The organism is Rudaea sp., assembly GCF_057139185.1.
Map to the genome: position 1 here is coordinate 1 of NZ_DBNHDN010000028.1, position 26,009 is coordinate 26,009.

Annotated in this window: 23 protein-coding genes; 13 read left to right on the forward strand and 10 right to left on the reverse strand. The window is 67.2% G+C overall.

Annotation, left to right across the window (positions count from 1 at the left end; genetic code table 11):
- On the forward strand, positions 1 to 795 hold a 795-nt coding region (locus tag AC16HO_RS09490; RefSeq protein WP_484335399.1), incomplete at its 5' end, for a helicase HerA-like domain-containing protein.
- 210 nt (positions 796 to 1,005) lie between these two features.
- Entirely contained in the window at positions 1,006 to 1,506 is a 501-nt protein-coding gene (gene greB / locus AC16HO_RS09495) for a transcription elongation factor GreB (protein WP_395642300.1), read from the forward strand.
- A 36-nt stretch (positions 1,507 to 1,542) separates the two neighbouring features.
- Here the strand turns inward: greB and AC16HO_RS09500 are convergent, their stop codons facing one another.
- The 3 genes from AC16HO_RS09500 to rimO are packed head-to-tail and all read right to left on the reverse strand — an operon-like array spanning position 1,543 to position 6,597.
- Entirely contained in the window at positions 1,543 to 4,383 is a 2,841-nt protein-coding gene (locus AC16HO_RS09500; RefSeq protein ID WP_395642301.1) for a serine/threonine-protein kinase, read from the reverse strand.
- A 41-nt stretch (positions 4,384 to 4,424) separates the two neighbouring features.
- Positions 4,425 to 5,240, reverse strand: a complete 816-nt coding sequence (locus AC16HO_RS09505) for a DUF3025 domain-containing protein (RefSeq protein ID WP_395642302.1) — start codon at positions 5,238 to 5,240, stop codon at positions 4,425 to 4,427.
- 7 nt (positions 5,241 to 5,247) lie between these two features.
- Complete coding sequence (rimO, locus tag AC16HO_RS09510) at positions 5,248 to 6,597, reverse strand: 30S ribosomal protein S12 methylthiotransferase RimO (protein WP_395642303.1); 1,350 nt, start codon at positions 6,595 to 6,597, stop codon at positions 5,248 to 5,250.
- Between the two features lie 200 nt (positions 6,598 to 6,797).
- Here rimO and AC16HO_RS09515 point away from each other — a divergent pair, with 200 nt between their 5' ends.
- From AC16HO_RS09515 to pcp, 8 genes are all read left to right on the forward strand, one after another.
- Entirely contained in the window at positions 6,798 to 8,867 is a 2,070-nt protein-coding gene (locus tag AC16HO_RS09515) for a diguanylate cyclase (protein WP_395642304.1), read from the forward strand.
- Positions 8,868 to 8,917: 50 nt separating this feature from the next.
- Complete coding sequence (locus AC16HO_RS09520) at positions 8,918 to 9,622, forward strand: dienelactone hydrolase family protein (protein ID WP_395642305.1); 705 nt, start codon at positions 8,918 to 8,920, stop codon at positions 9,620 to 9,622.
- Entirely contained in the window at positions 9,619 to 10,047 is a 429-nt protein-coding gene (locus AC16HO_RS09525) for an HIT domain-containing protein (protein ID WP_395642306.1), read from the forward strand. Before AC16HO_RS09520 ends, AC16HO_RS09525 begins: the two co-directional genes overlap by 4 nt.
- Positions 10,044 to 11,903, forward strand: a complete 1,860-nt coding sequence (gene pxpB, locus AC16HO_RS09530) for a 5-oxoprolinase subunit PxpB (protein WP_395642307.1) — start codon at positions 10,044 to 10,046, stop codon at positions 11,901 to 11,903. The genes AC16HO_RS09525 and pxpB overlap by 4 nt, the downstream gene beginning before the upstream one ends.
- Before the next feature lie 92 nt (positions 11,904 to 11,995).
- Positions 11,996 to 12,754 carry a LamB/YcsF family protein gene (locus tag AC16HO_RS09535; RefSeq protein WP_395642308.1) on the forward strand — a complete coding sequence of 253 codons (759 nt, stop codon included), beginning with the start codon at positions 11,996 to 11,998 and terminating at the stop codon, positions 12,752 to 12,754.
- Positions 12,755 to 12,834: 80 nt separating this feature from the next.
- The gene (locus AC16HO_RS09540) at positions 12,835 to 13,536 is read left to right on the forward strand and encodes a DUF969 domain-containing protein (protein WP_395642309.1); all 702 of its coding nucleotides are present in this window, start codon (positions 12,835 to 12,837) and stop codon (positions 13,534 to 13,536) included.
- Positions 13,533 to 14,495, forward strand: coding sequence for a 5-oxoproline transporter, DUF979 family subunit (locus AC16HO_RS09545; protein ID WP_395642310.1), 963 nt, complete (start codon positions 13,533 to 13,535; stop codon positions 14,493 to 14,495). Before AC16HO_RS09540 ends, AC16HO_RS09545 begins: the two co-directional genes overlap by 4 nt.
- Positions 14,492 to 15,160, forward strand: coding sequence for a pyroglutamyl-peptidase I (gene pcp / locus AC16HO_RS09550; RefSeq protein ID WP_395642311.1), 669 nt, complete (start codon positions 14,492 to 14,494; stop codon positions 15,158 to 15,160). Before AC16HO_RS09545 ends, pcp begins: the two co-directional genes overlap by 4 nt.
- Positions 15,161 to 15,342: 182 nt before the next feature.
- Here the strand turns inward: pcp and AC16HO_RS09555 are convergent, their stop codons facing one another.
- The 3 genes from AC16HO_RS09555 to dcd all read right to left on the reverse strand — a co-directional run bounded on the left by AC16HO_RS09555 (position 15,343) and on the right by dcd (position 16,879).
- A complete protein-coding gene (locus AC16HO_RS09555) occupies positions 15,343 to 15,804 on the reverse strand; it encodes a hypothetical protein (RefSeq protein WP_395642312.1) in 462 nt (153 codons plus the stop codon).
- A 27-nt stretch (positions 15,805 to 15,831) separates the two neighbouring features.
- Complete coding sequence (locus AC16HO_RS09560; RefSeq protein ID WP_395642313.1) at positions 15,832 to 16,236, reverse strand: hypothetical protein; 405 nt, start codon at positions 16,234 to 16,236, stop codon at positions 15,832 to 15,834.
- 73 nt (positions 16,237 to 16,309) lie between these two features.
- Positions 16,310 to 16,879, reverse strand: a complete 570-nt coding sequence (dcd, locus tag AC16HO_RS09565; protein ID WP_395642314.1) for a dCTP deaminase — start codon at positions 16,877 to 16,879, stop codon at positions 16,310 to 16,312.
- A gap of 129 nt (positions 16,880 to 17,008) precedes the next feature.
- Between dcd and AC16HO_RS09570 the strand changes: the two genes are divergently transcribed.
- Positions 17,009 to 18,106, forward strand: coding sequence for an ABC transporter ATP-binding protein (locus tag AC16HO_RS09570; RefSeq protein WP_395642315.1), 1,098 nt, complete (start codon positions 17,009 to 17,011; stop codon positions 18,104 to 18,106).
- A gap of 9 nt (positions 18,107 to 18,115) precedes the next feature.
- On the opposite strand, the gene AC16HO_RS09575 is transcribed toward AC16HO_RS09570, so the two are convergent.
- Positions 18,116 to 18,646 (reverse strand): NADPH-dependent FMN reductase, encoded by a 531-nt coding sequence (locus AC16HO_RS09575; protein WP_395642316.1) that lies wholly within the window; start codon positions 18,644 to 18,646, stop codon positions 18,116 to 18,118.
- Positions 18,643 to 19,734, reverse strand: coding sequence for an iron-sulfur cluster carrier protein ApbC (gene apbC, locus AC16HO_RS09580; RefSeq protein ID WP_395642317.1), 1,092 nt, complete (start codon positions 19,732 to 19,734; stop codon positions 18,643 to 18,645). The genes AC16HO_RS09575 and apbC overlap by 4 nt, the downstream gene beginning before the upstream one ends.
- A 108-nt stretch (positions 19,735 to 19,842) precedes the next feature.
- Here apbC and AC16HO_RS09585 point away from each other — a divergent pair, with 108 nt between their 5' ends.
- Positions 19,843 to 20,292, forward strand: a complete 450-nt coding sequence (locus tag AC16HO_RS09585; protein WP_395642318.1) for a DUF2147 domain-containing protein — start codon at positions 19,843 to 19,845, stop codon at positions 20,290 to 20,292.
- A gap of 123 nt (positions 20,293 to 20,415) precedes the next feature.
- On the opposite strand, the gene AC16HO_RS09590 is transcribed toward AC16HO_RS09585, so the two are convergent.
- Both AC16HO_RS09590 and AC16HO_RS09595 read right to left on the reverse strand, forming a co-directional pair.
- The gene (locus AC16HO_RS09590) at positions 20,416 to 21,549 is read right to left on the reverse strand and encodes a pyridoxal-phosphate-dependent aminotransferase family protein (protein ID WP_395642319.1); all 1,134 of its coding nucleotides are present in this window, start codon (positions 21,547 to 21,549) and stop codon (positions 20,416 to 20,418) included.
- 41 nt (positions 21,550 to 21,590) lie between these two features.
- Positions 21,591 to 22,610 carry a LacI family DNA-binding transcriptional regulator gene (locus AC16HO_RS09595; RefSeq protein ID WP_395642320.1) on the reverse strand — a complete coding sequence of 340 codons (1,020 nt, stop codon included), beginning with the start codon at positions 22,608 to 22,610 and terminating at the stop codon, positions 21,591 to 21,593.
- A 221-nt stretch (positions 22,611 to 22,831) separates the two neighbouring features.
- Between AC16HO_RS09595 and pgmB the strand changes: the two genes are divergently transcribed.
- Entirely contained in the window at positions 22,832 to 25,981 is a 3,150-nt protein-coding gene (pgmB, locus tag AC16HO_RS09600) for a beta-phosphoglucomutase (RefSeq protein ID WP_395642321.1), read from the forward strand.
- Positions 25,982 to 26,009: the final 28 nt, after the last annotated feature.

The window sequence follows — 26,009 nt, forward strand, 5'->3', positions numbered from 1 at the left end:
ACCGTGCTGCTGTGGCTGCTCTCCGAATTGTGGGAGCAGCTTCCGGAAGTCGGCGATATGGAGAAGCCGAAGCTGCTGTTCTTTTTCGACGAGGCGCATCTGCTTTTCTTGGATGCGCCCAAGCCGCTGCTCGAGAAGATCGAGCAGGTGACGCGCCTGATCCGTTCGAAAGGCGTCGGCATCTACTATTGCACGCAGAACCCGCTCGACATTCCCGACGTCGTCCTCGGCCAGCTCGGCAACCGCGTGCAGCACGCGCTGCGCGCGTTCACGCCGCGCGACCAGAAAGCAGTCACCGCCGCCGCGCAGACGTTCGCGCCGAATCCGGCGCTCGGCGACATCACCCAGGTCATCGGTCAACTCGGCGTCGGCGAAGCGCTCGTTTCCACCTTGCAGGAAGGCGGCGTGCCGCTGCCGGTCGAGCGCGCGCTGATCGTGCCGCCGGCCTGCCGCATCGGCACGATCAGCGATGCCGAACGCGCGACGATCCGTTCGCGCTCGCCGGTCGGCGGCAAGTACGACACCACGGTCGATCGCGAATCAGCATTCGAGATCCTCACCCGGCGCGCCGGCAATCCGGCAGCGCAGCCGGCAGGCAACGGCGACGCCGCGAAAGGCGACGCGCAACCCGGCGTGATGTCCGGCTGGGGCAAGGCGATCAGCGATGCGATGTTCGGCACGGGGCGTCGTCAGGGCATGATCGAGACCATGGCCAAGTCGGCAATCCGCAGCGGCGGCGGCCGCCTCGGTACCGTGCTCGTGCGCGGCGTGCTTGGCTCGCTACTGAAGAAATGACCGTGCTTGTCCGATCCGTTGCCGAAAGCACAAGAGCCTGGATCGCGAAGCACGCGGAGAAAGGCTCCAGATCGATGTTTTTCATGCTTCGTGTTCTTCGTGGTCCGATCTTTTCATCCGCGGATTGCCGATTGGTCGTATACGTATGGAAATAGCCACGACCGCAACAGCCGTTGACGCGCGCGCCACAGCATCGGCCACGGCGCGCCCATGAGCCGCTGGCGCCCGCCGCAGGCGGCCTCGACCGCGATCATCACCGCGGACGGACAAGCGCGGCTCAAGGCCGAACTCGACGAACTCTGGCGCCTGCGCCGGCCGGAAGTGGTCAAGGCGCTCGCCGCCGCCGCCGCCGAAGGCGATCGCTCGGAGAACGCCGAATATACCTATCGCAAGAAGCAGCTCGGTGAGATCGACCGGCGCGTGCGCTACCTTTCCAAACGCCTGCCTGCACTGAAGGTTGCCGACGCCCCGTCCACCGACCGCGGCGCGGTCTTCTTCGGCGCCTGGTTCGCGATCGAGGACGAGGACGGTGGCACGCAACGCCTGCGCATCGTTGGCCCGGACGAGACCGACGCACCGAAAGGCTGGATCAGCATCGACTCTCCGCTCGCGCGCGCGGCGCTGAAGAAGCGCGTCAGCGACGAATTCGAGGCGCCGCTGCCGTCGGGCAGCAAACGTTTCGTCGTGACCGAAATCAGTTACACGGGATAGCGTCTGCGCGGACAGGACGCGCCCGCTCGCGACGAATCAGCCCGGGGCATGAGGCGGTGTGGCCTCGATCGCGGCGAGATCTTCGCGCACGCGATCGATCAACCGCTGCGCCGGCCGTTCGGTGGCCGCCACATCGGCGAGCGCTCGCTGCAGCAGCGTAGCGGCCTCGACACGATTCGCCTGCGCCGCCTCCTTCAGTGTTTCCGCAACGATCGCGCTCCCTTCTCCGTACAGCGTGATCGATTGCGCCAGTGCGAGACGCCATTGCGCTTCGGCGTCCCCGGCGCTCGCCCGCGCACCGAGCAGACGCGCCAGCGCACGATGGCTGTCAAACGCAAGCGAACTCAACGGCCGGCCCTGCGTTTCCAGGGTGGCGAGTACTTCGCGCCAGAGCGTTTCGCTGGCGTCGCCATGCTCGGCTTCGGCCAGCCAGGACAGAATTTCCGGCAACTCCGCGAGCTGGTGTTTTCGCGCACTTTCGACGGCGTCGCGCAACAGCGCGGCAGCGCTCGCATCGCCGCGCAACCAGGCCGCGCGCGCCATGCCCGCACGCAAGGCCAAGCCGCGCGGATCGTCCGCGCCGACGTAGGCCTTCAGCGCCTCGGCAAATACCGGCAGCGCCGCCTTGGGCTGTTTCGCATCAAGATAGGCACGGCCCAGCTCCGCGGCATTCGCAGCGCGCCGGAATGCGTTGCCGAATCTGGGGTCGGCGAGCAGGGCATCGGCCTGCGCCAGCGTGGCGATCGCGGCGTGGGCCTGGCGCGCCTCGCGCTGCACCTTGCCGAGCTTGGTCAGGCTGTCGGCAAGATCGCCGCTGACGCCGAACAGGCGCCGCGTACGCGCGACGAGACGCTCGGCAAGACTCACGGCCGCTTCGGGCCTGCCGCGTTTCGCAGCGACGACGAGCTGGTCGGCAAGGATTTCCGTGCGCAGCGGGGCGGTCACCGGCATCATCGCAACGTTGATCGCGTAGACATGTTCGAGCGCGGTCTGCGCCGCGGCGTAGTGCCCGACCAGCAGTGCCGCCTCGAACGCGTGCCAACGCGCCTGCGCCGTGCGCACAGAAACTTCGCCGTAAAACGCGGCGGTGCGCGCGGGTATCGCTTGCTCCAGACGATCGTAGTCGAGCAGATCGCCGGCGGAGCGCGCGAGCAGTGCGCGCGCATCCTCGATCGCTATGCGGCGTGCTTCGTCTCCCGGCACAACGGCGGAGGCATTCTCCAGCACCCGCCGCGCCGTGGCGTAGTCGCCGGTGGAAATCAGGCTGAAGAACCATTCCATGCGCGCATCGTGCAGATCGGCGGGGGCCGCGGAAGGCATCTTTTCCAGCTCGGCCACTGCCTTCTGCCCCGCCTTGGCGGAATCGCGCACATCACCGGCCACGCGGAACAAGCGCCCAAGCGTACGGTACATCTTGACCTTGGCCGGGGGCTGGCCTTGCAGTTCGACGTCGATACGATCGAGCGCGGACTCCGCAAGGTCCAGAACATTGGGTGGATGGCCGCCATTGCGCCATGGCTCGGCCTGGGTGAACGCATGGATCATGAATTCCTGCACCGCACTGGCCGTAGCCGCTTCAGTCGCGGCGCGAGCTGCCTGCCGGCGGGCGATGCCGGCCTGCCACAGGCTGAACGCGGTGGCCACCACGAGCGCGATCGTGACGGTCGCAGCCAGAGCCACGCCGATCCGGTGACGCTGCAGGAATTTGCGCAGACGATATGCGGTACCGGTGCCACGCGCCTTGACCGGCCGGCCTTCGAGATGGCTGCAGAGGTCGGCCTTCAGCGCTTCAGCCGACGCGTAGCGGCGCTCGGGTTCCTTGGCCATGGCGGTTTGCAACACGTGGTCGAGATCGCCGCGCAACGATCTGCCGCGCATCCTGCGCTGCCTGGCGGAGCCGGGCCCCGCCCGTTCCGCCAACGAACTCGCGGTCATCGGCTCGGTGTGCAGGATGGCTTGCTCCAGCGACTCGTTGCGGCGCAATCGGTACGGATTGCAACCGGTGAGCAATTCATAGAGAACGACGCCGAGCGCGTAAACGTCGGTGGCGGTGGTGACGTTGCCGCCGAGGAGTTGCTCCGGCGCCGCGTAGTTCGGAGTGAAAAATTGCAGGCCCGCACCGGTCGCGTTGCCGCCGCTGCTCCCTTCGAGCACTTTGGCAATGCCGAAATCGAGCAGTTTGGGGATGCCGTCGTCATCGACCAGGATATTCGACGGCTTGATGTCGCGGTGCACGACGAGGTTGCGATGCGCGTACTGCACCGCGTCGCAGACCTGCGCGAACAACGCGAGCGTCGCAGCAACATCGAGCCGGTTCTCCACCACGTAATCGGTGATCGGCACGCCGTCGACGTACTCCATCACGTAGAACGGGATATTGGCCTCGCCAACTCCGCCATCGAGCAGGCGCGCGATGTTGGGGTGCTGCAGGCGTGCGAGAATTTGCCGCTCCTGACGAAATCGCCGGATCAGGCCCGGCGTCGGCAACGACACCAGCTTCAGTGCGACGAGTTGCTCGAATTCGCCATCGCTGCGTTCGGCCAGGTGCACCTCGCCCATGCCGCCGCGAGCGATCAGCAGAAGCAGGCGATACGGGCCGAATCGGCGCATGCCTGCGTCGCGGCCATCGTCCTCGCCGGCGATCCACGCCTGCACGCCCGCAAACGGTGGATCGGGCGCTGACAGGCCGCTCGACCGCGTCGGCTCATCCTCTTGCAGTGCGTCACGCAAACGCGCGAGCAAGTCGGAGCGGTCGGCACACCGCCCGACGAGAAAGCTTTCCCGTTCGGACGCCGGCAAGGCGCGCGCTGCGCCGAGCAGCATCGCAAATTTGCGCGGACTGTCCGGTTCGCCGAAATGGTCGGTGTACGAACTCATGCGGGCATCCGCGTGCGAGGCGCGACCATGATATCGCGCGTTCAACCGCAGCGCATGGCTGGCGGATAGGATCGCCCGGCGCGACAGGCACGAAAACAGGGGGTGACCGCATAAAACGATTCATCTTCGTTGCCGGCGTGCCATCCCGGAATGCCGGACAGCGGCAGCGGGCGCAGCTCCAGCGGATCGTTGAGCAGCTTGCCGGCATCGATCGCGAGCGCCAGGCGCTCCGGCATGTCCGCGCACGGCGCGATCGCGATGGCTTTGCCGACCAGCAGTTGCGCTGGCTGCAGCGCATGCTCGAGCAGTGCGTGGCCGAACACGTCGACGCGGATGCGGCCGTCGCTCCACGCGGCCCGCTCGCGCCAGAACAGGCCATGCCAGTCGTGCGCGTTCCACGACGCGAGCAGCGCGGGGTCGTCGATCTGCACGATCACGCCGGCTTCGTCGAAATGGGTCAGCGCACACTGCGCGCGCGTGCGCTGGCGCGGGCCGACCGCCACGATCCCGGCCAACTGGCGCGCGTTGAGCGCCTGCTTGATCGTAGGATAGCGCAGCCAGATCAGCGCATTGAGCAGGTCGTGCCAGTTCCCGGGCCGGGTCGCGATTTCGCCGCGCGTACCGATGCGCTCCTCGTAATGCAGGCCGTCGCGCAGCAGTTCGGCGCTTTGCTCGATGAAATGCGGCAAAGTATTCTTTTGGACATTGTGCAGTTTTCCACGCAATGCGTCGATCTCTGCGACCGCGGGCCACGACGGCGAGCGCAGCAGCGCGCCGAATTCTTCCCAGAACATCAACGGCGGCCGGTCGAACACGGTCGCGTCGACCGCCGCGCGCGCCGGAGCAACGAAACGCACGACGCCGTCAAGCCGCCAGGCGGCCGCTCAAATCGTGCTCGTCCGCCGCCTCGACGAGAACGTCGACGAACTGCCCCGGCTTGAGCTTGTGCCCATCCAGGACATGCAGCAGGCCGTCGATCTCGGGCGCATCGGCCGCAGTGCGTGCGACCGCGCCGTCCTTGCCGACATGGTCGACCAGCGCCTTCAGCGTCGTGCCGATCTTGCGCTGCAAGCGTGCCGCGCTGATTTGCGCCTGCCGGGCCATGAAGCGCTCGAGACGCTCCTGCTTTACCTCCTCGCGCACCGCGCCGGGCAATGCGTTGGCTTTGGCGCCGTCGACCGGCGAGTAGGCGAACGCGCCGACGCGATCGAGCTGGGCGGCATCGAGGAAATCGAGCAGTTCCTCGAACTCGGCCTCGGTCTCGCCGGGAAAGCCGACGATGAACGTGCTGCGCAAGGTGATCTGCGGACACGCCTTGCGCCACGCCAGTACGCGCTCCAGCGTCTTCGCGCTCGCCGCCGGGCGCTTCATCAGCTTGAGGATGCGCGCGCTGGAATGCTGGAACGGAATATCGAGGTACGGCAGGATTTTCCGTTCCGTCATCAGTTCGATCACTTCGTCCACGTGCGGATACGGGTAGACGTAGTGCAGGCGCACCCAGGCGCCGAGCTCGCCGAGCGCAGCGCACAATTCGGTCATGCGCGTGCGCACTTTCCCATTTTTCCACTCGCGTTCGGCGTATTTGAGATCCACCCCGTAGGCGCTGGTGTCCTGCGAAATCACGAGAAGCTCACGCACGCCGTTCTTCACGAGCCGTTCGGCCTCGAGGAGCACTTCGTCGACCGGGCGCGAGACCAGATCGCCGCGCATCGAGGGGATGATGCAGAAGGTGCATCTATGGTTGCAGCCTTCGGAAATCTTCAGGTAGGCGTAGTGCTTCGGCGTCAGCTTCACGCCGACGTCGTCGTTCGTCGCGCCGCGCTTGCGTCTGGCCGGCAGCAGGTCGAGGTGCGGATCGTGCTTCGGCGGGAGCTGCGCGTGCACCGCGTTCATCACGCTGGCGTAGTCCTGCGGCCCGCTGATCGCGAGCACGTCGGGATGCGCCTCGCGGATCACCTCGGCGCGCTTGCCCAGGCAACCGGTGACGATGACCTTGCCGTTCTCTTCCAGTGCCTCGCCGATCGCGTCCAGCGATTCCCGCACGGCGGCGTCGATGAAGCCGCAGGTGTTGACCACGACCACGTCCGCCGCGTCGTAACTCGGCACGATCTCGTAGCCCTCCACGCGCAGCTGGGTGAGGATGCGCTCGGAATCGACCAATGCCTTGGGGCAGCCCAAACTGACGAAACCGACTTTCTGTGTATTCGAAGGCATGAACTTGATCACATTCTGAAACTCGGGAATTATACTTCAGACGACATTTCGCCCCGGTGGGCATGCGGTGCCCGGGACGACCCGGCCGGATTGGCTGCAGGAGCCCTCTCCGTGCGTTCGGTGGCATACGCTCCTGCACAGGCTCAGGGCAATCGCGAATGGATTCAATTCGGACACGGCTCGCCAACCCGGAACGGGCCTTGCGCAACACAGCCACGCGTTGTACCGCATTCGCACTCGCCACCCTGATCTGCCTCGTCGCCCCCGCTCGTGCCGACGACGTACCCGTGCGTGCCCGGGCCGTGGCCACGGCGACACGGTTGTGCGCGCAGGCCGATACCGCCCTGCACCTGTTGCCGCGCATCGCCTGGCAGCTCGGCGGTCTGCGCGCGCGCATCGATGCCGAGCATGCGCTCGCCTTGCTCTACGCCGCGTTTTCGGACGACGTTCTCGCGGATCGGTACTGGCAGGCGATGGACGACGACGCACGGGTCGCCGGAGACGACCAAATCCACGGCATCGGCCTGATCGCACGCATCCAGACCGTACTCGCGAAGGGCGACTACGCCAACGGCCATGCCTTGACCGACGAGTTGATGCAGCTCGCCCGAACAAGCGCGAGCGACGGACTCGCCGCCGCCGCCGAGGAATACCAGGGCGTGTTCGACCGGCGCCGCGGCGATCTCGACGCCGCGCTCGCGCACCAGTCCGTGGCCTTGGCCTTGCGCCGCAGGCTCGGCGACGCGGCCGGCGAAGCCACCGCGCTGACCAACCTCGGCACGATCGCGCGCGATCAAGGCGATTTCGCGCGCTGTCTCGACTACTTCCTGCAGGCGCTGGAAATCCGCGAGCGCATCGACACGCGTCTCGATGTCGCCTATCGAAACGTCGCCCTGCTCTACCGCGAACTCGACGACACGCTGACGACGCAACGCTATTTTGTCAACGCGGTCGAGGCGGCGACACGCTATGCACAGCCCGGCTACTACGCGTCGGTGCAAGGCGCCTACGCCGGATTTCTCAATGACAAAAGCGACTACGCCGCCGCGTTGACCGCGGCGAGCGAAGCGCTGGCGATCAGCGAGGCGCTCGCAAACCGGCCTTCGATCGGCTTCGAGCACCTCGAGGTGGGGCGCGCCCTGCTCGGCCTGCGCCGGCCGAACGACGCCACCCCGCATTTCAACGCGGCGCTCGCGATCGGGCGCGAGATCGACCAGCGCGAACTGGTCGCCCGCAGCGAACTGGCGCTCGCCGAAATCGCCGTCGCCCACGGCGATCTGACCCATGCCCATGTCCTGCTCGATGAAGTGTCGCCGCGCCTCAACGCCGCGGGATTGCGTCCGTATCTCGCCCAGGCCTACGACCTGCGCGACCACCTCGCCGAAGCGGAGAACGACCCGGCGACGGCGCACGAATTCACCCATCGGCATGCGCGATTGCGCGACGAGCTGATTGGTGTCCGCTCATCCCGTTTGCTCGCCGCAATCGAGATCCGCCAGGTGCGCGAGCAGAGCCGGCAACAGCTCGAACTCGCGACGCGCACCAACGAGCTGCAGGCCGAGCGCATCGAGCGGGGCAGGAACGAGCGCTGGTACGGCATGGCGGCGATCGCGGCATTGATCGCGACCCTGGCTGTCTTCGCCATCCTTCTGGTACGGTTGCGCCGGCTCAATCTCGCCCTGGCCGGGCGCAACCAGGAAGTCGACCGGCAGCGCACGGCATTGAGCGATGTGAATCAGAAACTCGAATCGCAAGCACGTTCGCTCTACCAGGCCACGATTATCGACCCGCTGACCGGCGCGCACAGCCGCTCCTACATGCTTGGCGAACTCGACAGGCTGCTTGCCGACTGCCGCAGGATGCAACGGGACCTGACCCTGCTGTTGATCGATTTCGACAACTTCAAGCTGGTCAACGATCGCTACGGCCACCTGGCCGGCGACCGCGTGCTGGTCGAAGCGGTGCACTTCATCCGCGGCGCACTCGAAGCCGACTGCCTGTTCGGACGTTTCGGCGGCGAGGAGTTCATGGTCGCATTCGTCGATCGAGACGAGACGGAGAGCCGGCGGATCGCCGAACGCATCCGCCATGCCGTGGCCGAAAACATGGCCGGCGTCGACCCGCCGGCAACGATCAGCGTTGGCGCGGCGATGTTGCGCCAGATGCCGACGGTCAATCAGGTCGACCTGCTCATCGATGCCGCCGACCGCGCGCTCTACGCGGCGAAGCAGGCCGGGCGCAACCGGGTGGGCGGATTCCGGTCCGCTTGACTTCGCCGGCCACGGATTTACGCTGACTGCCGGTACTTCGGAAGACGGCCATGGGCGACACGATCCAGATCGGCACCACGCGCACGCAATGCATCAGCGCCTACGTTGCAAGGCCCGCGGGCAAGCCGCGCGGTGGCCTCGTCATCGCCCAGGAAATCTTCGGTGTAAATGCGCACATGCGCGACCTCGCCGACCGCTTCGCCGCGTGCGGCTACGTCGCGATCGCTCCGGCGTTCTTCGATCACGTCGAGCATCGCGTCGAACTCGAATACGATCCGGCGAGCTGGACCCGCGCGCGCGCGCTCGTGGCGCAGACCCCGTTCGAGCGCGTGGTCGAGGACGTCGCCAGCGCCGCGGCATCGATCGCCTCGGCGGGAAAAATCGGAGTGGTCGGTTATTGCTGGGGCGGCACGGTCGCGATGCTCGCAGCGATGCGCCTCGGCCTGCCCGCAGTCAGTTACTACGGTGCGCGCAACGTGAACTTCCTGCACGAGCCTTTGCGCGCGCCAGCGATCTTCCACTTCGGCGACCGCGACAAATCGATTCCAGCAGAAGCGGTCGCCCGCCACCGCGCCGAACTGCATTTCGCCGATGCGGTGCCGCGCGAACAGCGCGAGCTCGAGATCTACACCTACCCGGCCGACCACGCCTTCAATCGCGATGCGACCGCGGCGAGCTACGATGCGGCCAGTGCCGCACTCGCGCTGCAACGCACACTCGCGTTCTTCGCTCGCCACCTCGGAGACGGCGGATGAACGAAACGGCATTCGAACTGCATCCCCAGCTCGCGGCGGACACGCATTTCGTCGGCACCCTCGGACTTTCGCGCGTGCTGCTCATGGACGATGCACGCTTCGCCTGGCTCATCCTCGTGCCGATGCGCGCCGGCATGCGCGACTGGATCGACCTGCCGCATGCGCAGCAGCACCAGCTGCTCGACGAGGTCGAACTGTGCTCGCACGCCCTGCGCGCGCTGGTTCGGCCCGACAAGCTCAACATCGCCTCGCTCGGCAACATGGTGGCGCAACTGCATGTGCACGTCATCGCACGCCATGTCGATGATGCCGCCTGGCCCGGACCGGTCTGGGGCGTCGGCGCGCGCGTGCCCTACGGGGCCGGCGCCCTGACCCGGCGAAAGGCCGAACTGCTCGCCCTGCTGCACGCCGCATCGCAGGGATGAGCGAGGCGCGGGTCGAGCCGCTCGGCGAGCGCGCGCTGCTCATCCAATGCGGCGACACGATCGATATTGCGGTCAACGCACGCGCGCTGGCGATCGCGCACGCCGTCACGCGCGCCGGGCTACCCGGCGTCCTCGACATCGCCCCGGCCTATGCCAGCGTGTGCCTGCGCTACGACCCGCGCGCGTGGGCCGATGCGAGCGATGTCGACACGCCCTGCGCACGGCTTGTCGCGGCAGTGGATGCCATCGTCCAGTCCCTCGTTTCCGCCGATGGAGCGGGTTCGGGTGAAGGCGAAGCGCCACGATGGACGGGCGAAGCCACGCACGCCGAGTCGCGTCCCTCCAAGCAAATTTCCACCACGACGCACGACGAGCGCGCACTGGAAATCCCCGTGATCTACGGCGGCGACTCCGGCCCGGATCTCGACGCGGTGGCCGCGCACGCCGGAATGTCGCGCGAAGCGGTGATCGAATGCCACACCGCCGCGGAATATCGCGTCGCCATGCTCGGCTTCGCGCCGGGCTATCCGTACTTGCTCGGGCTCGATCCCGCCTTGCACACGCCGCGTCGCGCCAATCCGCGCACGCGCGTACCGGCGGGCTCGGTCGCGATCGGCGGCGCGCAAACCGGCATCTATCCGCGCGAGTTGCCGGGCGGCTGGCAGATCATCGGTCGCACGCCGCTGGAGCTGTTCGACGCCGCGCGCGCGCCGCCGGCGTTGCTCGCACCCGGCCAGCGCGTGCGCTTTCGGCAGATTCCGGCGTCCGCCCCCGAAAACAAAACGCCAGCTTCGATCACCACCGGCCAGCGTGCCCGACACGATCGGGCGCGCATCACCGTGCTTTCCCCGGGCTTGCTGACCACGGTGCAAGGCGGCGCGCGCCACGGCTTCGGCGCCCTCGGTGTCGGTGGCGCGGGCGCGATGGACGAAGTGTCGTTGCAACTGGCCAATCTGCTGGTCGGCAACGCGCGCGATGCCGCCGCGCTGGAAATCACCCTGCGCGGCCCGCGCCTGCGTTTCGCGCACGACGCGCTCATCGCCATCACCGGCGCGGATGTCGACGCGCGCTGCAACGATGAGCATGTGCCGCACTGGCGGCCCGTGCTGCTGCGTGCCGGCAGCGAACTCAACCTAGGCGGCATGCGCTGCGGCACGCGCGCGTACCTGGCGGTGGCCGCAGGCATCGATCTGCGCGCCGTGCTCGGCAGCAGCAGCACCGATGTCAACGCCGCGCTCGGTCCCTTGCAACGCCCGCTGGCCGCCGGCGATGAACTGCACTGCGCCGAGGCGACACATCCGTTGTGCAGCGAACTGTGGCGGGCATGCGCGACGCACCCATGCGCCGGCGTGGCCGGGCAACGGCATGTCGTCGCGTCGCGTTGGTCGCTCGATGCCGCAGCGTGGTTCGATGCCACCGCGGCGCGGCCGATCCGCGCGCTCGCCGGCAGCCATTTCGCCCATCTCGATTCCGCGTCGCAACGCGCTCTGTTCGGCGCGACATTTCGGGTCGGCGTCGACTCCAACCGCGTCGGCTGTCGCCTCGAAGGTGCGTCGCTGCGGCTGACCGCGCCAATCGAAATGATTTCCGCGGGAGTCGTGCCCGGTACCGTGCAACTGCCGCCCGGTGGCGTGCCGATCGCACTGACTGCCGAAGCGCCGACCAGCGGCGGCTATCCGCGCATCGCGCAGATCGTTGCGGTCGACCTGCCCCATCTTGCGCAACGCCGCCCCGGCGACGCCGTGCGCTTCGTACAAACCGATCTCGCCGATGCGCAAATGCGCTATCTTGAACGCGAACGCGCGCTGGCGACCTTGGAGCATCATCTGCGTTGGCGTTTGCGCGAGGCCTGGTAGAGCAAATGAAGAAACCAAAATGGAGCCTGTCCCGCTGTTTTTTTTTTATCCGCGTCCGTCCGCGCCATCCATAGCAAACCGATTCTGATCCTATGGTCATCGACCTCAACTGCGACATGGGCGAATCCTTCGGTGTCTGGAAGATGGGCGACGACGCCGGCGTGATGCCGTGGGTCAGTTCGGTCAACATCGCCTGCGGCTTCCACGCCGGCGATTTCATGACGATCCAGCGCACGGTCATCCTCGCCGCCGAACACGGCGTCGCGATCGGCGCGCACGTGTCCCTGCCCGACCTGCAGGGTTTCGGCCGGCGCGAGATGGCCCTCTCGCCGGCCGAGGCGCACGCGGCGACGCTGTACCAGATCGGCGCGCTCGCCGCCTTCGCCCACGCGCAAGGCCAGCGCCTGCATCACGTCAAGCCCCATGGCGCGCTGTACAACATGGCGGCGAAGGATGCCCGGCTCGCCGACGCGATCGCCCACGCCGTGCGCGACCTCGATCCGCGATTGATCCTCGTCGGTCTGGCCGGCAGCGCCTTGCCGCACGCCGGCGCGCAGCTCGGCCTCGTCGTCGCCCACGAAGCGTTCGCCGATCGCCGCTACCGTGCCGACGGACTGCTGACACCGCGGCACGAGGACGGCGCCGTGATCCACGAGGTCGACGCCGCAGTCGCGCAGGCGATCCAGATCGCCACGCAAGGCAGGGCACGAACCCGCGACGGCAAACTCGTCGACATTCGCGCAGACACCCTCTGCGTGCATGGCGACCGGCCCGACGCGGCAGCATTCGCACACCGGTTGAACGAAGCATTGCACAAGGCGGGCGTCGGCATCGGCCGCATCGCCGCGTAGGCGCGCGGACACTCGCTGCCACCGTCCCGACGCGCGATTGCCCGCGGCAATGGCCTGCGGAAAACACGAAGGAGGAGAACGTGAACTATTGGCCATTGATCGGCATCGCCGTCGTCGTTGTCGGCTTCGCGCTCAAGCGCAACCCGGTGCTGGTCGTGATCGCCGCGGGTGTCGCCAGCGCGCTCGGCGCGGGCATGAGCATCGGCGACCTGCTCGTCCTGCTCGGCGATGCCTTCGTCAGCAACCGCGCGCTGCTGCTGTTCGTGCTGACCTTGCCGGTCATCGGACTGCTCGAACGCTACGGCCTGCGCGATCACGCGCAGGCGTGGATCGGGCGTTTCCACAAACTGTCGCTGACGCGCCTGCTCGTGAGCTACCTCGCCGGTCGCCAGGTGTTGTCGATGCTCGGCATGATCGATCTTGCCGGGCATGCGCAGACCGTGCGCCCGCTGGTCGCGCCGATGAGCGAGGCCGCGGCCGAGCGCGGCACGCCACTCGACGACGCCGCGCGCGAGGAAGTGCGCGCGCTCGCCGCCGCGACCGACAATGTCGGACGCTTCTTCGGCGAAGACGTGTTCCTCGCCTTCGGCGCGGTGCTGCTGATCCAGGGTTTCTACGCGCGCAACGGCATCGAGCTCGAACCCTTGCACATCGCGCTGTGGGCTTTGCCGACCGCGATCTGCGCGTTCGTGTTGCAGGCCTTGCGCATTGCATGGACGCAACGCTCGCTGGCGCGTCGCTATCCGAACGCGACGCCCACCGGCAAGGGCGACCTCGCGTGATCCACCTCACCCATGTCTACTGGCTGCTCGGCGCATTCCTGTTCGTTGCTGCCGCGTACAACCTGCGCGAACGCCACTGGTCAGCGGCGGCGCTGTGGGCCATCGTCGGCTGCGCATTCCTGTTCGGCGATCAGATTCAGCAGGCAAGCCAGGCGCATGTGCGCTGGCCGGCGCAACTGATGGGCCTCGGCGTCATCGCGCTTGGCGTACTCGCGGCGGCGGGCAAACCGCTGGCGCACACGGAAGATCGTGCGCTGAGCCTGGCCGCGGCGGCGCGCCTGGGCAATCTGCTGTTCGTACCAGCGCTGGCGATTCCGTTCGTTACGCTTGCGTTGGTGCTGGCCGCTCCCTCCCTCGCCCGGCGCGGCATGACGCTGCTCGATGGCACGCAGACGACGCTGATCGCGCTCGGCACGGCATGCGTTGTGGCGCTCGGCGTCGGCCTGCGCACGACCGGCGCACGCACCACTGAAGGCCTTGCCGAAGGGCGCCGCCTGCTCGACATCCTCGGCAGCCTCGCGCTGCTGCCGATGGTGCTGGCCACGCTCGGCAGCGTGTTTGCGGCGACCGGCGTCGGCGATGTCGTTGCCTCGATCGTGTCGGCATTCGTCCCGATCGACAGCCGCATCGCCTGTCTGCTCGCGTTCGCGCTCGGCATGGTGCTGTTCACGATGATCATGGGCAATGCCTTTGCCGCGTTCCCGGTGATGATGGCCGGGATCGGCCTGCCGCTGCTCGTGCACAGGCACGGCGCCGCACCCGCGGTGCTCGGCTCGCTCGGCATGCTCACCGGCTACTGCGGCACGCTGCTGACGCCGATGGCGGCGAATTTCAACATCGTGCCCGCCGTGCTGCTCGAACTGCGCGACCAGTACGCGGTGATCCGCGCGCAGTGGCCGACCGCACTCGCGCTGCTCGTCGTCAACGTGGTTCTTATGGCGGTGTTGGTATTCCGATGAAGCACGCGCAAAAGAAACCGCCGACCGTGCTGGTGACCGGATTCGATCCGTTCGGCGGCGAGGCCGTCAACCCTTCGTTCGAGATCGCGCGCGCACTCGATGGCGAACTCGTCACCGGCCATCGCATCGTCGGCGCGGAACTGCCGACCGAGTTCGCGCGCTCGCTGCCCGCGCTCGATGCGCTGTTGCGCAAGCACCGGCCCGTTCTGGTCATCGCGCTGGGTCAAGCCGGCGGACGCAGCGGCATTGCGCTGGAACGCGTCGCGATCAACCTGATCGACGCGCGCATCCCCGACAATGCCGGCGATCAGCCGGTCGACGTGCGCATCGCCGCCGCGGGCGCCGCCGCGCATTTCACCACGCTGCCGGTCAAATCCATGCTCGCCGCGCTGCGTGCCGCGCACATCCCGGCGGAACTGTCGCAAACCGCCGGCAGTTTCGTCTGCAACCAGGTTTTCTACGGGCTGATGCACCGTCTCGCGCGCTCGCGCAGGCGCGTGCGCGGCGGCTTCGTGCACGTGCCGTACCTGCCCGAACAGGCACGGAAATTTCCCGGCGCGGCCAGCCTGCCGCTGGCAACGATGATCGCGGCGCTGCGCCTGTGCGTGGAAACCGCGCTGATCACGGGCGATGACCTGCACTATGCCGAAGGCGCCACGCATTAGGGCATTTTCGATTCAAGCACTGAAACCTTCCGCCCGCAGGCGAATCGTTTCGCTGCACAACGAATGCCGTCACGATCCGCGTCGCTGAGGCGGCGTTGCGAACGACGTGTCCGGCGCCAGTCGCGCACGCAAAAACGAACGGCGCCACGATGGGCGCCGTTCGAAACACGTGATCGAAGCGGTCAGTGCTTGTTCGGATCGGATTCCGGCGCGGGTGCCGGGGCCGCCGCAGGCGCGGCCTGCGCATCCGCTGCTGGCGCCGCGGCCGGCGCTGCCGCTGCCGGCGCCGGTGCGGGCTCCGGCTCGGTGTAGACCTGCTCCTTGCCGTCCACGTCGAGATAGACCGGCAGCGACATGCGCTTGCCGGTGACGTAGATCATGTGCCGCTGTTCGTCGTTGGCCTTCTCGGCCTTCTTCACGAGGATGCCCTGGAGTGGCTTGTTCTTGTCCTTGCCGTCCTGGTAGAAGCTGCCGACGGCGCCGTACATGCCGACCTTGTCTACCGTCAGCGCATCGCCGACCTGGTACTTGCCGTCCTTGGTGATCTTGATGATGAGCTTGCCGTCTTCGATGTCGCGCGCAAGGCTGGTGCCTGCGAAGGCCAGGCAGAGTGCCGCGGCGAGAATGGTGATCGTACGACGCATGATGCTTCCTCCGGTTGAACGCTGTGACTACTTCTTGCCGTCATCGGCAATCTGGATGACCTTGAGCCGATCGTCGTTGTCGAGCACGTAGGCCTCGGCCTTGAGGTCGCGCGCGATGCCGGCGAGGCCGGCGACCTGCGCATTGGTGACCTTCTGCTTCTCGCCGCGCTTGAGCAGGATCGTGCGCACCGGCGAGCCGGTGTCGTTGCGGTAGCGGATGTGGTCACGCAGCGTCTGCACGTCGAGCGTGGCGCCGTCGAGATCGAACTGGCCGTCCTTGTCGGCGCGCACGACGAGGTCGTACTGGGTCGGCGATATGGTCGGCTCGGAAGTGCCTTCCTTGATGTTGTCGCGTCCGCAGGCGGCGAGCGCGGCCAGCAACAACGCGAGCGCCACGAGCTTCAGACCACGAGCGGAAATGATGTTGTGCATGTGCCTTGCGTGCCTCGGATTCGTTGGATCGATCGTGATCGTGACGGCCGAAAATGACTCCAGCCTGTCCGCATCATGCCTGCGGCAAGGTGACCCCGCGCTGACCCTGATACTTGCCGCCGCGATCGGCATAGCTTACCTCACAAACCTCGTCCGATTCGAAGAACAGCATCTGCGCCACGCCTTCGTTGGCGTAGATGCGCGCCGGCAGCGGCGTGGTATTGGAGAATTCGAGGGTCACGTGGCCTTCCCACTCCGGTTCGAGCGGGGTTACGTTGACGATGATCCCGCAGCGCGCATAGGTGCTCTTGCCCAGGCACACGGTCAGCACGCTGCGCGGAATGCGGAAGTACTCCACCGTGCGCGCCAACGCGAACGAGTTCGGCGGAATGATGCATTCGGGCGCCTTGACGTCAACGAAACTGCGCGAGTCGAAATGCTTGGGGTCGACGATGGTCGAGTTGATGTTGGTGAACACCTTGAATTCGTCGGCGCAGCGCACGTCGTAACCGTAGCTCGAGGTGCCGTAGGAAATCAGCTTGCCGCCCGACGCATTGACACGCACCTGCCCCGCTTCGAACGGCTCGATCATGCCGTGCTTTTCCGCCATGCGGCGGATCCAACGATCGGATTTTATGCTCACCAACGCTCCGGCTTCGGCTCGACGAAAGGGATGTCATCATACGCGTTGCCGCGCCCGGACTGTAGGGCTTGGTCGAAGCCCGCCCGCTGTCGTACCCTGCCGTTCACTCGCCTTGCCCGGAATCGCGACGTGGCCGCCGTCAATCTGCGCAACATCAGCAAGCGTTACGCCGACGGACGGGTTGCGGTCCGCGATTTTTGCCTGCGCGTGGACGATGGCGAATTCGTCGCCCTCGTCGGCCCTTCCGGCTGCGGCAAGTCGACCATGCTGCGCATGATCGCCGGGCTCGAGACGATTTCCTCCGGCACGCTCGAAATCGGCGGCCGGCCGGCCAACGACCTCGCGCCAAATGAGCGCGACATCGCCATGGTGTTCCAGAACTACGCGCTCTACCCGCACATGACGGCGCGCGAGAACATGGCCTTTGCCCTGCGCATGGCCGGCAAACCGGCGGCCGAAATCACGCGCCGGGTCGAGGAAGCGGCACGGCTGCTGCAGCTCGAACCGTTGCTCGCGCGCAAGCCCGCCGCACTTTCCGGTGGCGAGCGCCAGCGCGTCGCGCTAGGCCGCGCGCTCGTGCGCGAACCGAAGGTGTTCCTGATGGACGAGCCGCTGTCCAACCTCGATGCGAAGCTGCGCGCGGAGATGCGCGCGTCGATCTCGCGCCTGCACCGGCGTCTGGGCGTGACCACGGTCTATGTCACCCACGATCAGGTCGAGGCGATGACCATGGGCGACCGCATCGTGGTCATGCGCGACGGCGAGGTCCAGCAAGTGGCGACACCGATCGATCTCTACGAGCGGCCGGTCAACAAATTCGTCGGCGGCTTCATCGGCTCGCCGGCGATGAGTTTCCTCGCCACGCAATGGAGCGGCGGCGCGTTTGTCGGCCCGGGATTCCGCATGCAGCTGCCGGACACGCGGCGCACAGCGCTGCGCCTCGCCGATGCGCAGGAAGTCTGGCTCGGCATCCGCCCGGAATCGCTCAGCCTCGCCGACGCGGGCACGCCCTCCGCGCACTGCCGTCTCGGCGGCGTCGCCGAAGTCGTCGAGCCGCTCGGTGCGGAAACGATACTCGGAGTCGGCATCGGCGAGGAGCGTGTCGTCGCGCGCATCGAGGGCCACCTGCGCCTGCGCGCCGGCGAACGCGTGACACTCGCGCTCGATCCGGTTCGCGTGCATGTGTTCGACCGCACCAGCGAGCTGAGCCTGGAAGCGGCTGTGTAGCGCCTGCGCCTATCCGGCTGGCGAGAGAAGGCTCAACGCCGCCTCGATTTCGGCGCATCGACGCGGATCGGCGAGCACGTCCGCCACGCTGCAGCCGGAAGCGGGCAACGCCACGATCAACGGTTCGGGCGAGAGCAGGCAAGCGGACATGGTGCGCAGGACTTCGAGCAGCGCATCCTGCGCGTGGTGGGATCCGCGCACCGAGATATTCAGCGTCAGCACGGGCTTGTGCGGGAACTCGACTCCGCCGACGAGCCAGTCGAGCAGGTTCTTGAACGCCCCCGGCACACCGTGGGCATATTCCGGGCAGGCGATCAGCAAGGCGTCCGCCGTCGCGACCCGAGCACGCAATCGCGCAACCGGCTCCGGCAACGCAAGCGCCTCCGTGTCGGGATTGAACGCGGGCAGTTCCGCCATGCCGCGATACAGCTCCAAATCCAGCCCCGCCGGCGCCAGCCGCTGCGCCGCAAGCAGCGCCGCCGTATTCGCCGACGTACGCCGCAAGCTGCCGGAGAGGCAGAGGACCTTCTTCACCCTCACGTGTTCTGCACGACGATCTTCGGAAAACTCATCGCCTTGCTGCGCGCGCGCAGGCTGAGCTGCGCCGCGGTCCGGCGCGCGATCTCGGCGTAGGCCTGCGCGAGCGCGCCGTCCGGATCGGCGGCGACCGTCGGCGCGCCGCCGTCGGCCTGCTCGCGGATGCGGATGTCGAGCGGCAGCGAGCCGAGCAGCGGCACGCCATACTGCTGCGCCATCGCCGCACCGCCGCCGGCGCCGAAGATGTGCTCGGTATGGCCGCAGTTCGTGCAGGTGTGCAGGGCCATGTTTTCGACGATGCCGAGCACCGGCACGTTGACCTTCTCGAACATCTTCAACGCCTTCCTTGCATCGAGCGTCGCGATGTCCTGCGGCGTGGTCACGATCAGCGCGCCGGACACCGGCACCTTCTGGCACAGGGTCAACTGGATGTCGCCCGTGCCGGGCGGCAGGTCGATGACGAGGTAGTCGAGGTCGACCCAGTTGGTGTCATTGAGCAGTTGCGTCAGCGCCTGGGTCACCATCGGCCCGCGCCAGATCATCGGCGTGTCTTCTTCGATCAGAAAGCCGATCGACATCGTCGCCACGCCGTGCGCCATCTTGGCCTCGATCGTCTTGCCGTCCTTGGAATCGGGCTTGCCCGACACGCCCATCATGCGCGGGATGCTCGGGCCGTAGATGTCCGCGTCGAGCAGGCCGACCTTGGCGCCTTCGGCGGCGAGCGCGAGCGCAAGGTTGGCCGCGGTCGTCGACTTGCCGACTCCGCCTTTTCCGGAGGCCACCGCGAGGATGTTCTTCACGTTCGGCAGCGGCGTCAGTTCATTCTGCACCTTGTGTGCATGCACGCGCGAAGCAATGCTGACCGCGACCGATGCAATCGCCGGATTCGCCTTGAGTGCCTCGCGCACCTGCTGCGCAAGGCCGGCTTCCCACCGCGCGGCCGGATAACCGAGCACGATGTCGATCGCGACCTTGTCGCCGTCGGCGCCGATGCCCTTCAGCGCCCCGCTCTCGGCCAGCGTCTTGCCGGTGTGGGGATCTGCGATGGCGCCGACCAGGCGTTCGGCCGATTCCTTGATGCTATGCGTCATGGACAACCCGCGAAAACTGGATAGGATCGCCCATTGTAACCAACCGTGCGCGACCGTATCGATCGGCCGCGCCGTGACCGGGGCCAAACATCAACCAAGGGAGTCGCCATGCGTCCATACATTTTCCTCCTCGCCACCGCGGTCGCCGCGTTCCATGCCGAAGCGGCATTCGCCCTCGATGCGTCCCCGGTCGGCATGTGGCGCACCATCGACGATGCGACCGGCAAGCCGAAGTCGATCGTCGAGATCAGCGAAGTCAACGGCGAAGTGACCGGCAAGGTCAGGGAAATCCTGCAATCGGACAAAGGCCCGAATCCGGTCTGCGACGAGTGCGAAGGCGAGCGCAAGAATCAGCCCGTCATCGGCATGACCATCATCTGGGGCATGAAGAAGGACGGCGATGTCTGGGACGGCGGCACCATCCTCGACCCGAAGAACGGCAAGACCTACGGCTGCAAACTCACGCCCGCCGCCGACGGCAAGACCCTGCAGGTGCGCGGCTTCAAGGGCTTCTCGCTGCTCGGCCGCACCCAGGTGTGGGAGCGCGTTTCGCCCTGAGCGGCACTGCGAATCGTCGGCAACACCCGAAGACGCGGCGGCAAGATCGGCGCGACAAGCCCTCACTCCGTCGCGGCAAAACCTCGCCGGCCTGCGTCCGATGCCAGCGGGTGGTGTAGCGACCTACGCGGCGGCTATCCGATCCAGCGCGGCAGCAAGGTGTCCCACGGTTCGATCGACGTGGCGCAGCTTGTCGAGGCCGAACAGGCCGATGCGGAAACTCATGAAGTCGGCGCGCTCAGCGCATTGCAGCGGCACGCCCGCGGCGGTCTGCACGCCGGCTTCGATGAACTTCTTCGCATTCTGGATGCCCGGGTCGGTGGTGTAGCTGACGACGACGCCGGGCGCCTCGAACCCGGTCGCCGCAACACTCGGAAAACCGCGCGCCGCGAGCAGGGCGCGCGCCTTCGCGCCGAGCTCGAACTGCGCGACGCGCGCGGGCGCGAGGCCCCAGTCGAGCGTTTCGCGCATCGCATCGCGCAGGCGTACGAGGCCATCGGTCGGCAGGGTCGCATGATAGGCATGCCGACCCGTCTCGTAGCCCTCGGCGATCTGCATCCATTTCTTCAGATCGCAGGCGAAGCTGTTGCTCGTGGAGTTTTCGATCGCCGCGCGCGCGCGTTCGCCGAGCATCACCATCGCGCAGCAGGGGGTGCTGCTCCAGCCCTTTTGCGGCGCGCTGATCAGCACGTCGACGCCGGTGGCCCGCATGTCGACCCAGGCGGCACCCGAGGCGATGCAGTCGAGCACGAACAAGGCGCCGACTTCACGCGCGGCGGCGGATACGGTTTGCAGATAGTCGTCCGGGAGGAGGATGCCGCTGGCGGTTTCCACATGCGGCGCGAAAACCAGCCCGGGCTTTTCCGCGCGTATCGCGGCGGCGACCTCGGCCGCGGGGCATGGCGCCCATGGCGCCTGCGCGGCGTCGGACGATGGGCGCGCCGGACAGACGATCGCGCTGCGGCCAAAGCCCCCGGCGTCGAAAATCTGGCTCCAGCGATAGCTGAACCAGCCGTTGCGCACGATCAGCACTTTTTCGCGATTGCCGAACTGGCGGGCGACCGCTTCCATGCCGAAGCTGCCGCTGCCGGGCACGATGACCGCGCTGTGCGCGGCGTAGACCGACTTGAGCATGCCGAGGATATCCTGCATCGCGCCGACGAAGCGTCGGGACATGTGGTTGAGCGCGCGATCGGTGTAGACGACCGAGAATTCGAGCAGGCCGTCGGGATCTACGTCGGGAAGCAAGCCGGGCATGGAATCTCCGTGATCAAAAGGGGGTGTGGATTTTCCGCCGTTCAGGTCGCGCGCACGACCAGCCGGCTCGGCAGCGTCTCGGACGCCACCTTCTCGCCGCGAAACAATGCCAGCGCCTTGCGCGCGAGCAGCACGCCGCCCTCATGCCAGTTCTGGTGCACCGAAGTCAGTGGCGGGATAAAGGCTGCTCCCAGGGGAATGTCATCGTAGCCGATCACGGTCACGTCCTCGGGCACGCGCAGACCGGCCTCGATCAGCGCGCGCACGGCGCCCATTGCGAGCAGGTCGTTGATCGCGAACACGGCGTCGAAGTGCGTCTTCCTGCGCAGCAGCACGCGCACCGCATCGAATCCGGACTCGGCGGTGAACGCCTTGTGGTTGACGACCAGCGGCGCAATGCCGTACGCCTTCAGATGGGTGACGAAGCCGGCGTGGCGCTCGGCCATTTCGGCGTGGTCGGTGTCGCCGAGAAAAACCGGATGATGGCGGCCGAGTGAGACGAAGCGTTCGGCCGCGCTTGCTCCCCCCTGACGATTGTCGCTGCCGACGACGACATGCGCGTCGTCTGCCCCCGGCGCGCCCCAGACCACCATGGGCAAGCGCAGGCGGTCGAACAGATGCACGGCCTGCTGCCTGGCGCCCTGGCCGAGCAGGATCACCGCATCGGCGGCCTGCACCGCCGGGGCCAGCGCGCCCTGGCGGGTGGTGGTCAGCAGTACGCTGTAGTTGGCCGTCGCCAATTCCTGGGCGATGCCGCCGAGCAGCTCGAGCGGATACGGATCCGACATCGGCCGGTTGACGCTCGGCTTCATCTCGACGATCACCGCGATCGTGTGGCTCTGCCGCAGGCGCAGGTTGCGCGCGCTGACGTTGAGCTTGTAGCCGTGCTCGGCGGCGAGCGCACGCACCTTGTCGCGCGTGCCCGCGGCGACGATGCCGTTTTCGCTGAGCGCGCGCGAAACGGTGATCTTCGATACCCCCGCCAGCCGGGCGAGATCGGCCATCGTCAGCGCGCCCGCGGGCGCGGCGGCGGCTTTGTCGTTGCGTCGGGATTTGTGCATGCGGTGAATCGAATCGTGCGATCGGCGTTGCCGAATCCGGATTCCTAGTGTCGCGTTTCGCTGTCGCGCCGTCTATTGCGTGACGGGCGCCGCATGTGCATCCGCAGCAACAGGTATCGGTATCTTGATATCGGTAACATTCGATGCTAGCGTGCGCCTCCAGTAGCCGTCCGGCGACAGACACGCAGCAGCGTACCGGCCGGGCGCACCAGGGAGATCGGATGCCACAGCACCAGTCCGCCACGCACAGGCCTGCGCTTCCGCCGGGGCAAACCGCCGGCGGTGCCGCGTTGCCCGCTGCGGGCGCATGGCGCATCGCGCAGGCGCAGTGGCTGCCGGCACAGGCGGCGCGGGACGAAACCCTGTTCGCGCTTGCCGACGGCGCGCTCGGTGTGCGCGGCGGATTCGAGGAGTCTTCCAGCCCGACCCAGGGCACGTTCATCGCCGGGGTCTGGGAGCGCAACGCGATCCACTATCACGAGCGCCACCACGGCTTCGCGCGTACGACCGATACGCGCGTGCCGGTAGCCGACGCGACCGCGATCCGCATTCTCATCGACGAGGCACCCGCCGATCCCGCGCACGGCGAGGTGCTCGCGTTCGAGCGCACGCTCGACCTGCGCACCGGCATGTTGTCGCGTCGCCTCGCGTTCCGCACGGCCAGCGGCGCGACGTTGGAAGTGCAGGCGCGGCGCATCGTGCCGTTCGCGCATCCGGGCTTGCTCTGCATCCACTGGACCCTGCGCTCGATCGACTATACGGGCGCGGTCACGATCGAATCCTCGATCCTCGGCAACGTCGCCGCCGCAGCGCAAGGCGACGATCCGCGCTTCGGCACGGGCGCCGGGCTCGCCTTGCAGATCGCCGACACCTCGGCCGATGCGCACGAGGCACGCCTCGCGCAGCACACACGCGCCAGCGCGATCGGCGTCGCCTGCGTGCAACGCCAACGCGTCACCGGCGCCGCGTTTTCCGGCGGCGCCACCGATGCCGGCAGCGCGCGCCAGCGCTACACCGCGCGGCTCGCGCCCGGCAGCGAGATAGCGATCGAGAAATACGCCGCCTATGCGTGGACCCAGCCCGGCGGCAGCGAAACCGATGCAGCATTGTATAAATCCGCGCAAAGTACACTCGATGCGGCGATGGCGCAGGGTTTCGATGCGCTCGCGCGCGCGCAGGCGGCCGAATTGGCCGCGTTCTGGAACGACGCGGCGATCGCGATCGATGCCGCCGCGATCGACTCCGTCGCCGGCAACGGCGACGAGCAGGCCCTCGCCTTCAATCTGTTCCACCTGTTCCAGGCGGCGAACCGCGACGGCCGCGGCGGCATCGCGGCCAAGGGTCTGACCGGCGAAGGCTACGAAGGCCACGTGTTCTGGGATTCGGAAACCTTCGTCCTGCCGGTGCTGGCGTTCACCGCACCGCGACTGATGAAGCCGAGTCTGGTTTGGCGCTACCGCACGCTCGAACGCGCGCGCATCCACGCCCGCGAGATGGGCCAGGCGCGCGGCGCGCTGTATCCGTGGCGCACGATCGCCGGCGACGAGTGCTCGGCGCACTATCCTTCCGGTTCGGCCCAATACCACATCAACGCGGCGATCGCGCTTGCAGTGCGCCTCTACGTCGAGGCGACGGGCGATACGGCGTTCCTTGCCGAAATGGGCGCGGAGATGCTGATCGAAACCGCCCGCATCTGGCTCGAGATCGGCTTCTTCAACCCGCGCCGCGGCGGCGCATTCTGCATCTGCGCGGTGACCGGCCCGGACGAATACACCGCGCTGGTCGACAACAACTACTACACCAACCGCATGGCGCAGGAGCATTTGCGCTTCGCCACCGCGGTGGTGCGCCAGCTCGCCGCCGAATCACCGGATGTCTACGCCGCGCTGTCGCGCAAACTCGCGCTGGACGAATCCGAAATCGATGCGTGGTCGCGCGCCGCGCAAGCGATGTACCTGCCCTATGACGAGGCGCTCGGCATCGTCGCCCAGGACGATGCTTTCCTCGACAAGCCGCGCTGGGACATCGCCGGAACGCCGGCGGAAAAATTCCCGCTGCTGATGCACAACCATCCGCTGAATCTGTACCGCTACCAGGTGTGCAAACAGGCGGACGCGCTGCTCGCCTTCGTCCTTGCCGACTCCGCGCACATCGATGCCGCGGTCAAGCGGCGCAGCTTCGACTACTACGAAGCGATCACCGCGCACGACTCGACCCTGTCGCCGTCGACGTTCGCCATCCTTGCCGCCGATCTGGGTCTTCTCGACAAGGCGCAGGCGTATTTCCACGAGAACCTGCGCATCGACCTCGACGATCTGCACGGCAACACCAGCCACGGTGCGCACATGGCGGCGATGGCCGGCAGCTGGCTCGGTCTGGCCTGGGGTTTCGGCGGCCTGCGCGTGCGCGCCGGCGTGCTGCATTTCGCTCCGGCCCTGCCGCCGGGCTGGCGCGGCTATCGCTTCGGTCTGGTCTGGCAGGGGCGCAAGTTGACGGTTTCCGTCGACGCGAACGGCGCGACCTACGCGCTGACCGACGGTGCTCCGCTCGATATCGTCCACGGCGCGGAACGCGTGAAACTCGGCCCCGCCCAAGCGCGCACGCAGGCTTTCAAGCCTTCGCCCGCGGCGCAACCTGTTCTCCTGGCGACAAAACCGTTGGCGCAGAAGGAGTTTGCCGCTCCGATTCCCGGCCCGTTCAAGGCACTGATCTTCGATCTCGACGGCGTGCTTGCCGACACCGCGCATCTGCACCACGCGGCATGGAAGCGCCTCGCCGGCGAACTCTGCCTGGCGTGGAACGATGCGATCGGCGAGAAGCTCAAGGGCGTCGATCGCATGACCTCGCTCGACATCGTGCTCGGCGACGCGGCGAAAAAGTATACTTTCGCGCAGAAACAGGAACTGGCCGAACGCAAAAACGGCTACTACCGCGCCGCGATCGCGACGTTCTCGGCGCAGGACCTGCTGCCGGGCGCACGCGCCGCGCTGCTGGCCGCGCGCGCCGCGGGTTTGAAGATCGCGCTCGCCTCGGCGAGCCGCAGCGCGCGCGAACTCATCGAACGCATGGGCGTGGCCGGACTGTTCGACCACATCGTCGACTCGGCCACGATCGCACGCGCCAAGCCGGACCCGGAAATCTTCCTGCGCGCCGCGCAGGCGCTCGGCGTCGCGCCGGCCGACTGCCTCGGCATCGAGGACGCGCAGGCCGGCGTGGCCGCGATCAAGGCCGCCGGCATGGCCGCGCTCGGCATCGGTGACGCGCAAGCGTTGCGTGCGGCCGACGCGGTGTTGCCCGACCTCACTCATTTCGATCTAGGGAAGTTCGTTGTGAACAAAAAGCCTGTAGACGCTGTAGCTGCAAAGACCTGACCGTCGCGGTTCCGCATGCAGTACACGG

Coding starts and splice junctions, on each gene's coding strand:
- AC16HO_RS09525 (WP_395642306.1), top strand. CDS start 9,619: ATGAACGAAACGGCATTCGAACTGCATCCCCAGCTCGCGGCGGACACG.
- greB (WP_395642300.1), top strand. CDS start 1,006: ATGAGCCGCTGGCGCCCGCCGCAGGCGGCCTCGACCGCGATCATCACC.
- AC16HO_RS09585 (WP_395642318.1), top strand. CDS start 19,843: ATGCGTCCATACATTTTCCTCCTCGCCACCGCGGTCGCCGCGTTCCAT.
- pcp (WP_395642311.1), top strand. CDS start 14,492: ATGAAGCACGCGCAAAAGAAACCGCCGACCGTGCTGGTGACCGGATTC.
- pxpB (WP_395642307.1), top strand. CDS start 10,044: ATGAGCGAGGCGCGGGTCGAGCCGCTCGGCGAGCGCGCGCTGCTCATC.
- AC16HO_RS09595 (WP_395642320.1), bottom strand. CDS start 22,610: ATGCACAAATCCCGACGCAACGACAAAGCCGCCGCCGCGCCCGCGGGC.
- AC16HO_RS09520 (WP_395642305.1), top strand. CDS start 8,918: ATGGGCGACACGATCCAGATCGGCACCACGCGCACGCAATGCATCAGC.
- AC16HO_RS09500 (WP_395642301.1), bottom strand. CDS start 4,383: ATGAGTTCGTACACCGACCATTTCGGCGAACCGGACAGTCCGCGCAAA.
- AC16HO_RS09555 (WP_395642312.1), bottom strand. CDS start 15,804: ATGCGTCGTACGATCACCATTCTCGCCGCGGCACTCTGCCTGGCCTTC.
- pgmB (WP_395642321.1), top strand. CDS start 22,832: ATGCCACAGCACCAGTCCGCCACGCACAGGCCTGCGCTTCCGCCGGGG.
- AC16HO_RS09535 (WP_395642308.1), top strand. CDS start 11,996: ATGGTCATCGACCTCAACTGCGACATGGGCGAATCCTTCGGTGTCTGG.
- apbC (WP_395642317.1), bottom strand. CDS start 19,734: ATGACGCATAGCATCAAGGAATCGGCCGAACGCCTGGTCGGCGCCATC.
- rimO (WP_395642303.1), bottom strand. CDS start 6,597: ATGCCTTCGAATACACAGAAAGTCGGTTTCGTCAGTTTGGGCTGCCCC.
- AC16HO_RS09560 (WP_395642313.1), bottom strand. CDS start 16,236: ATGCACAACATCATTTCCGCTCGTGGTCTGAAGCTCGTGGCGCTCGCG.
- AC16HO_RS09590 (WP_395642319.1), bottom strand. CDS start 21,549: ATGCCCGGCTTGCTTCCCGACGTAGATCCCGACGGCCTGCTCGAATTC.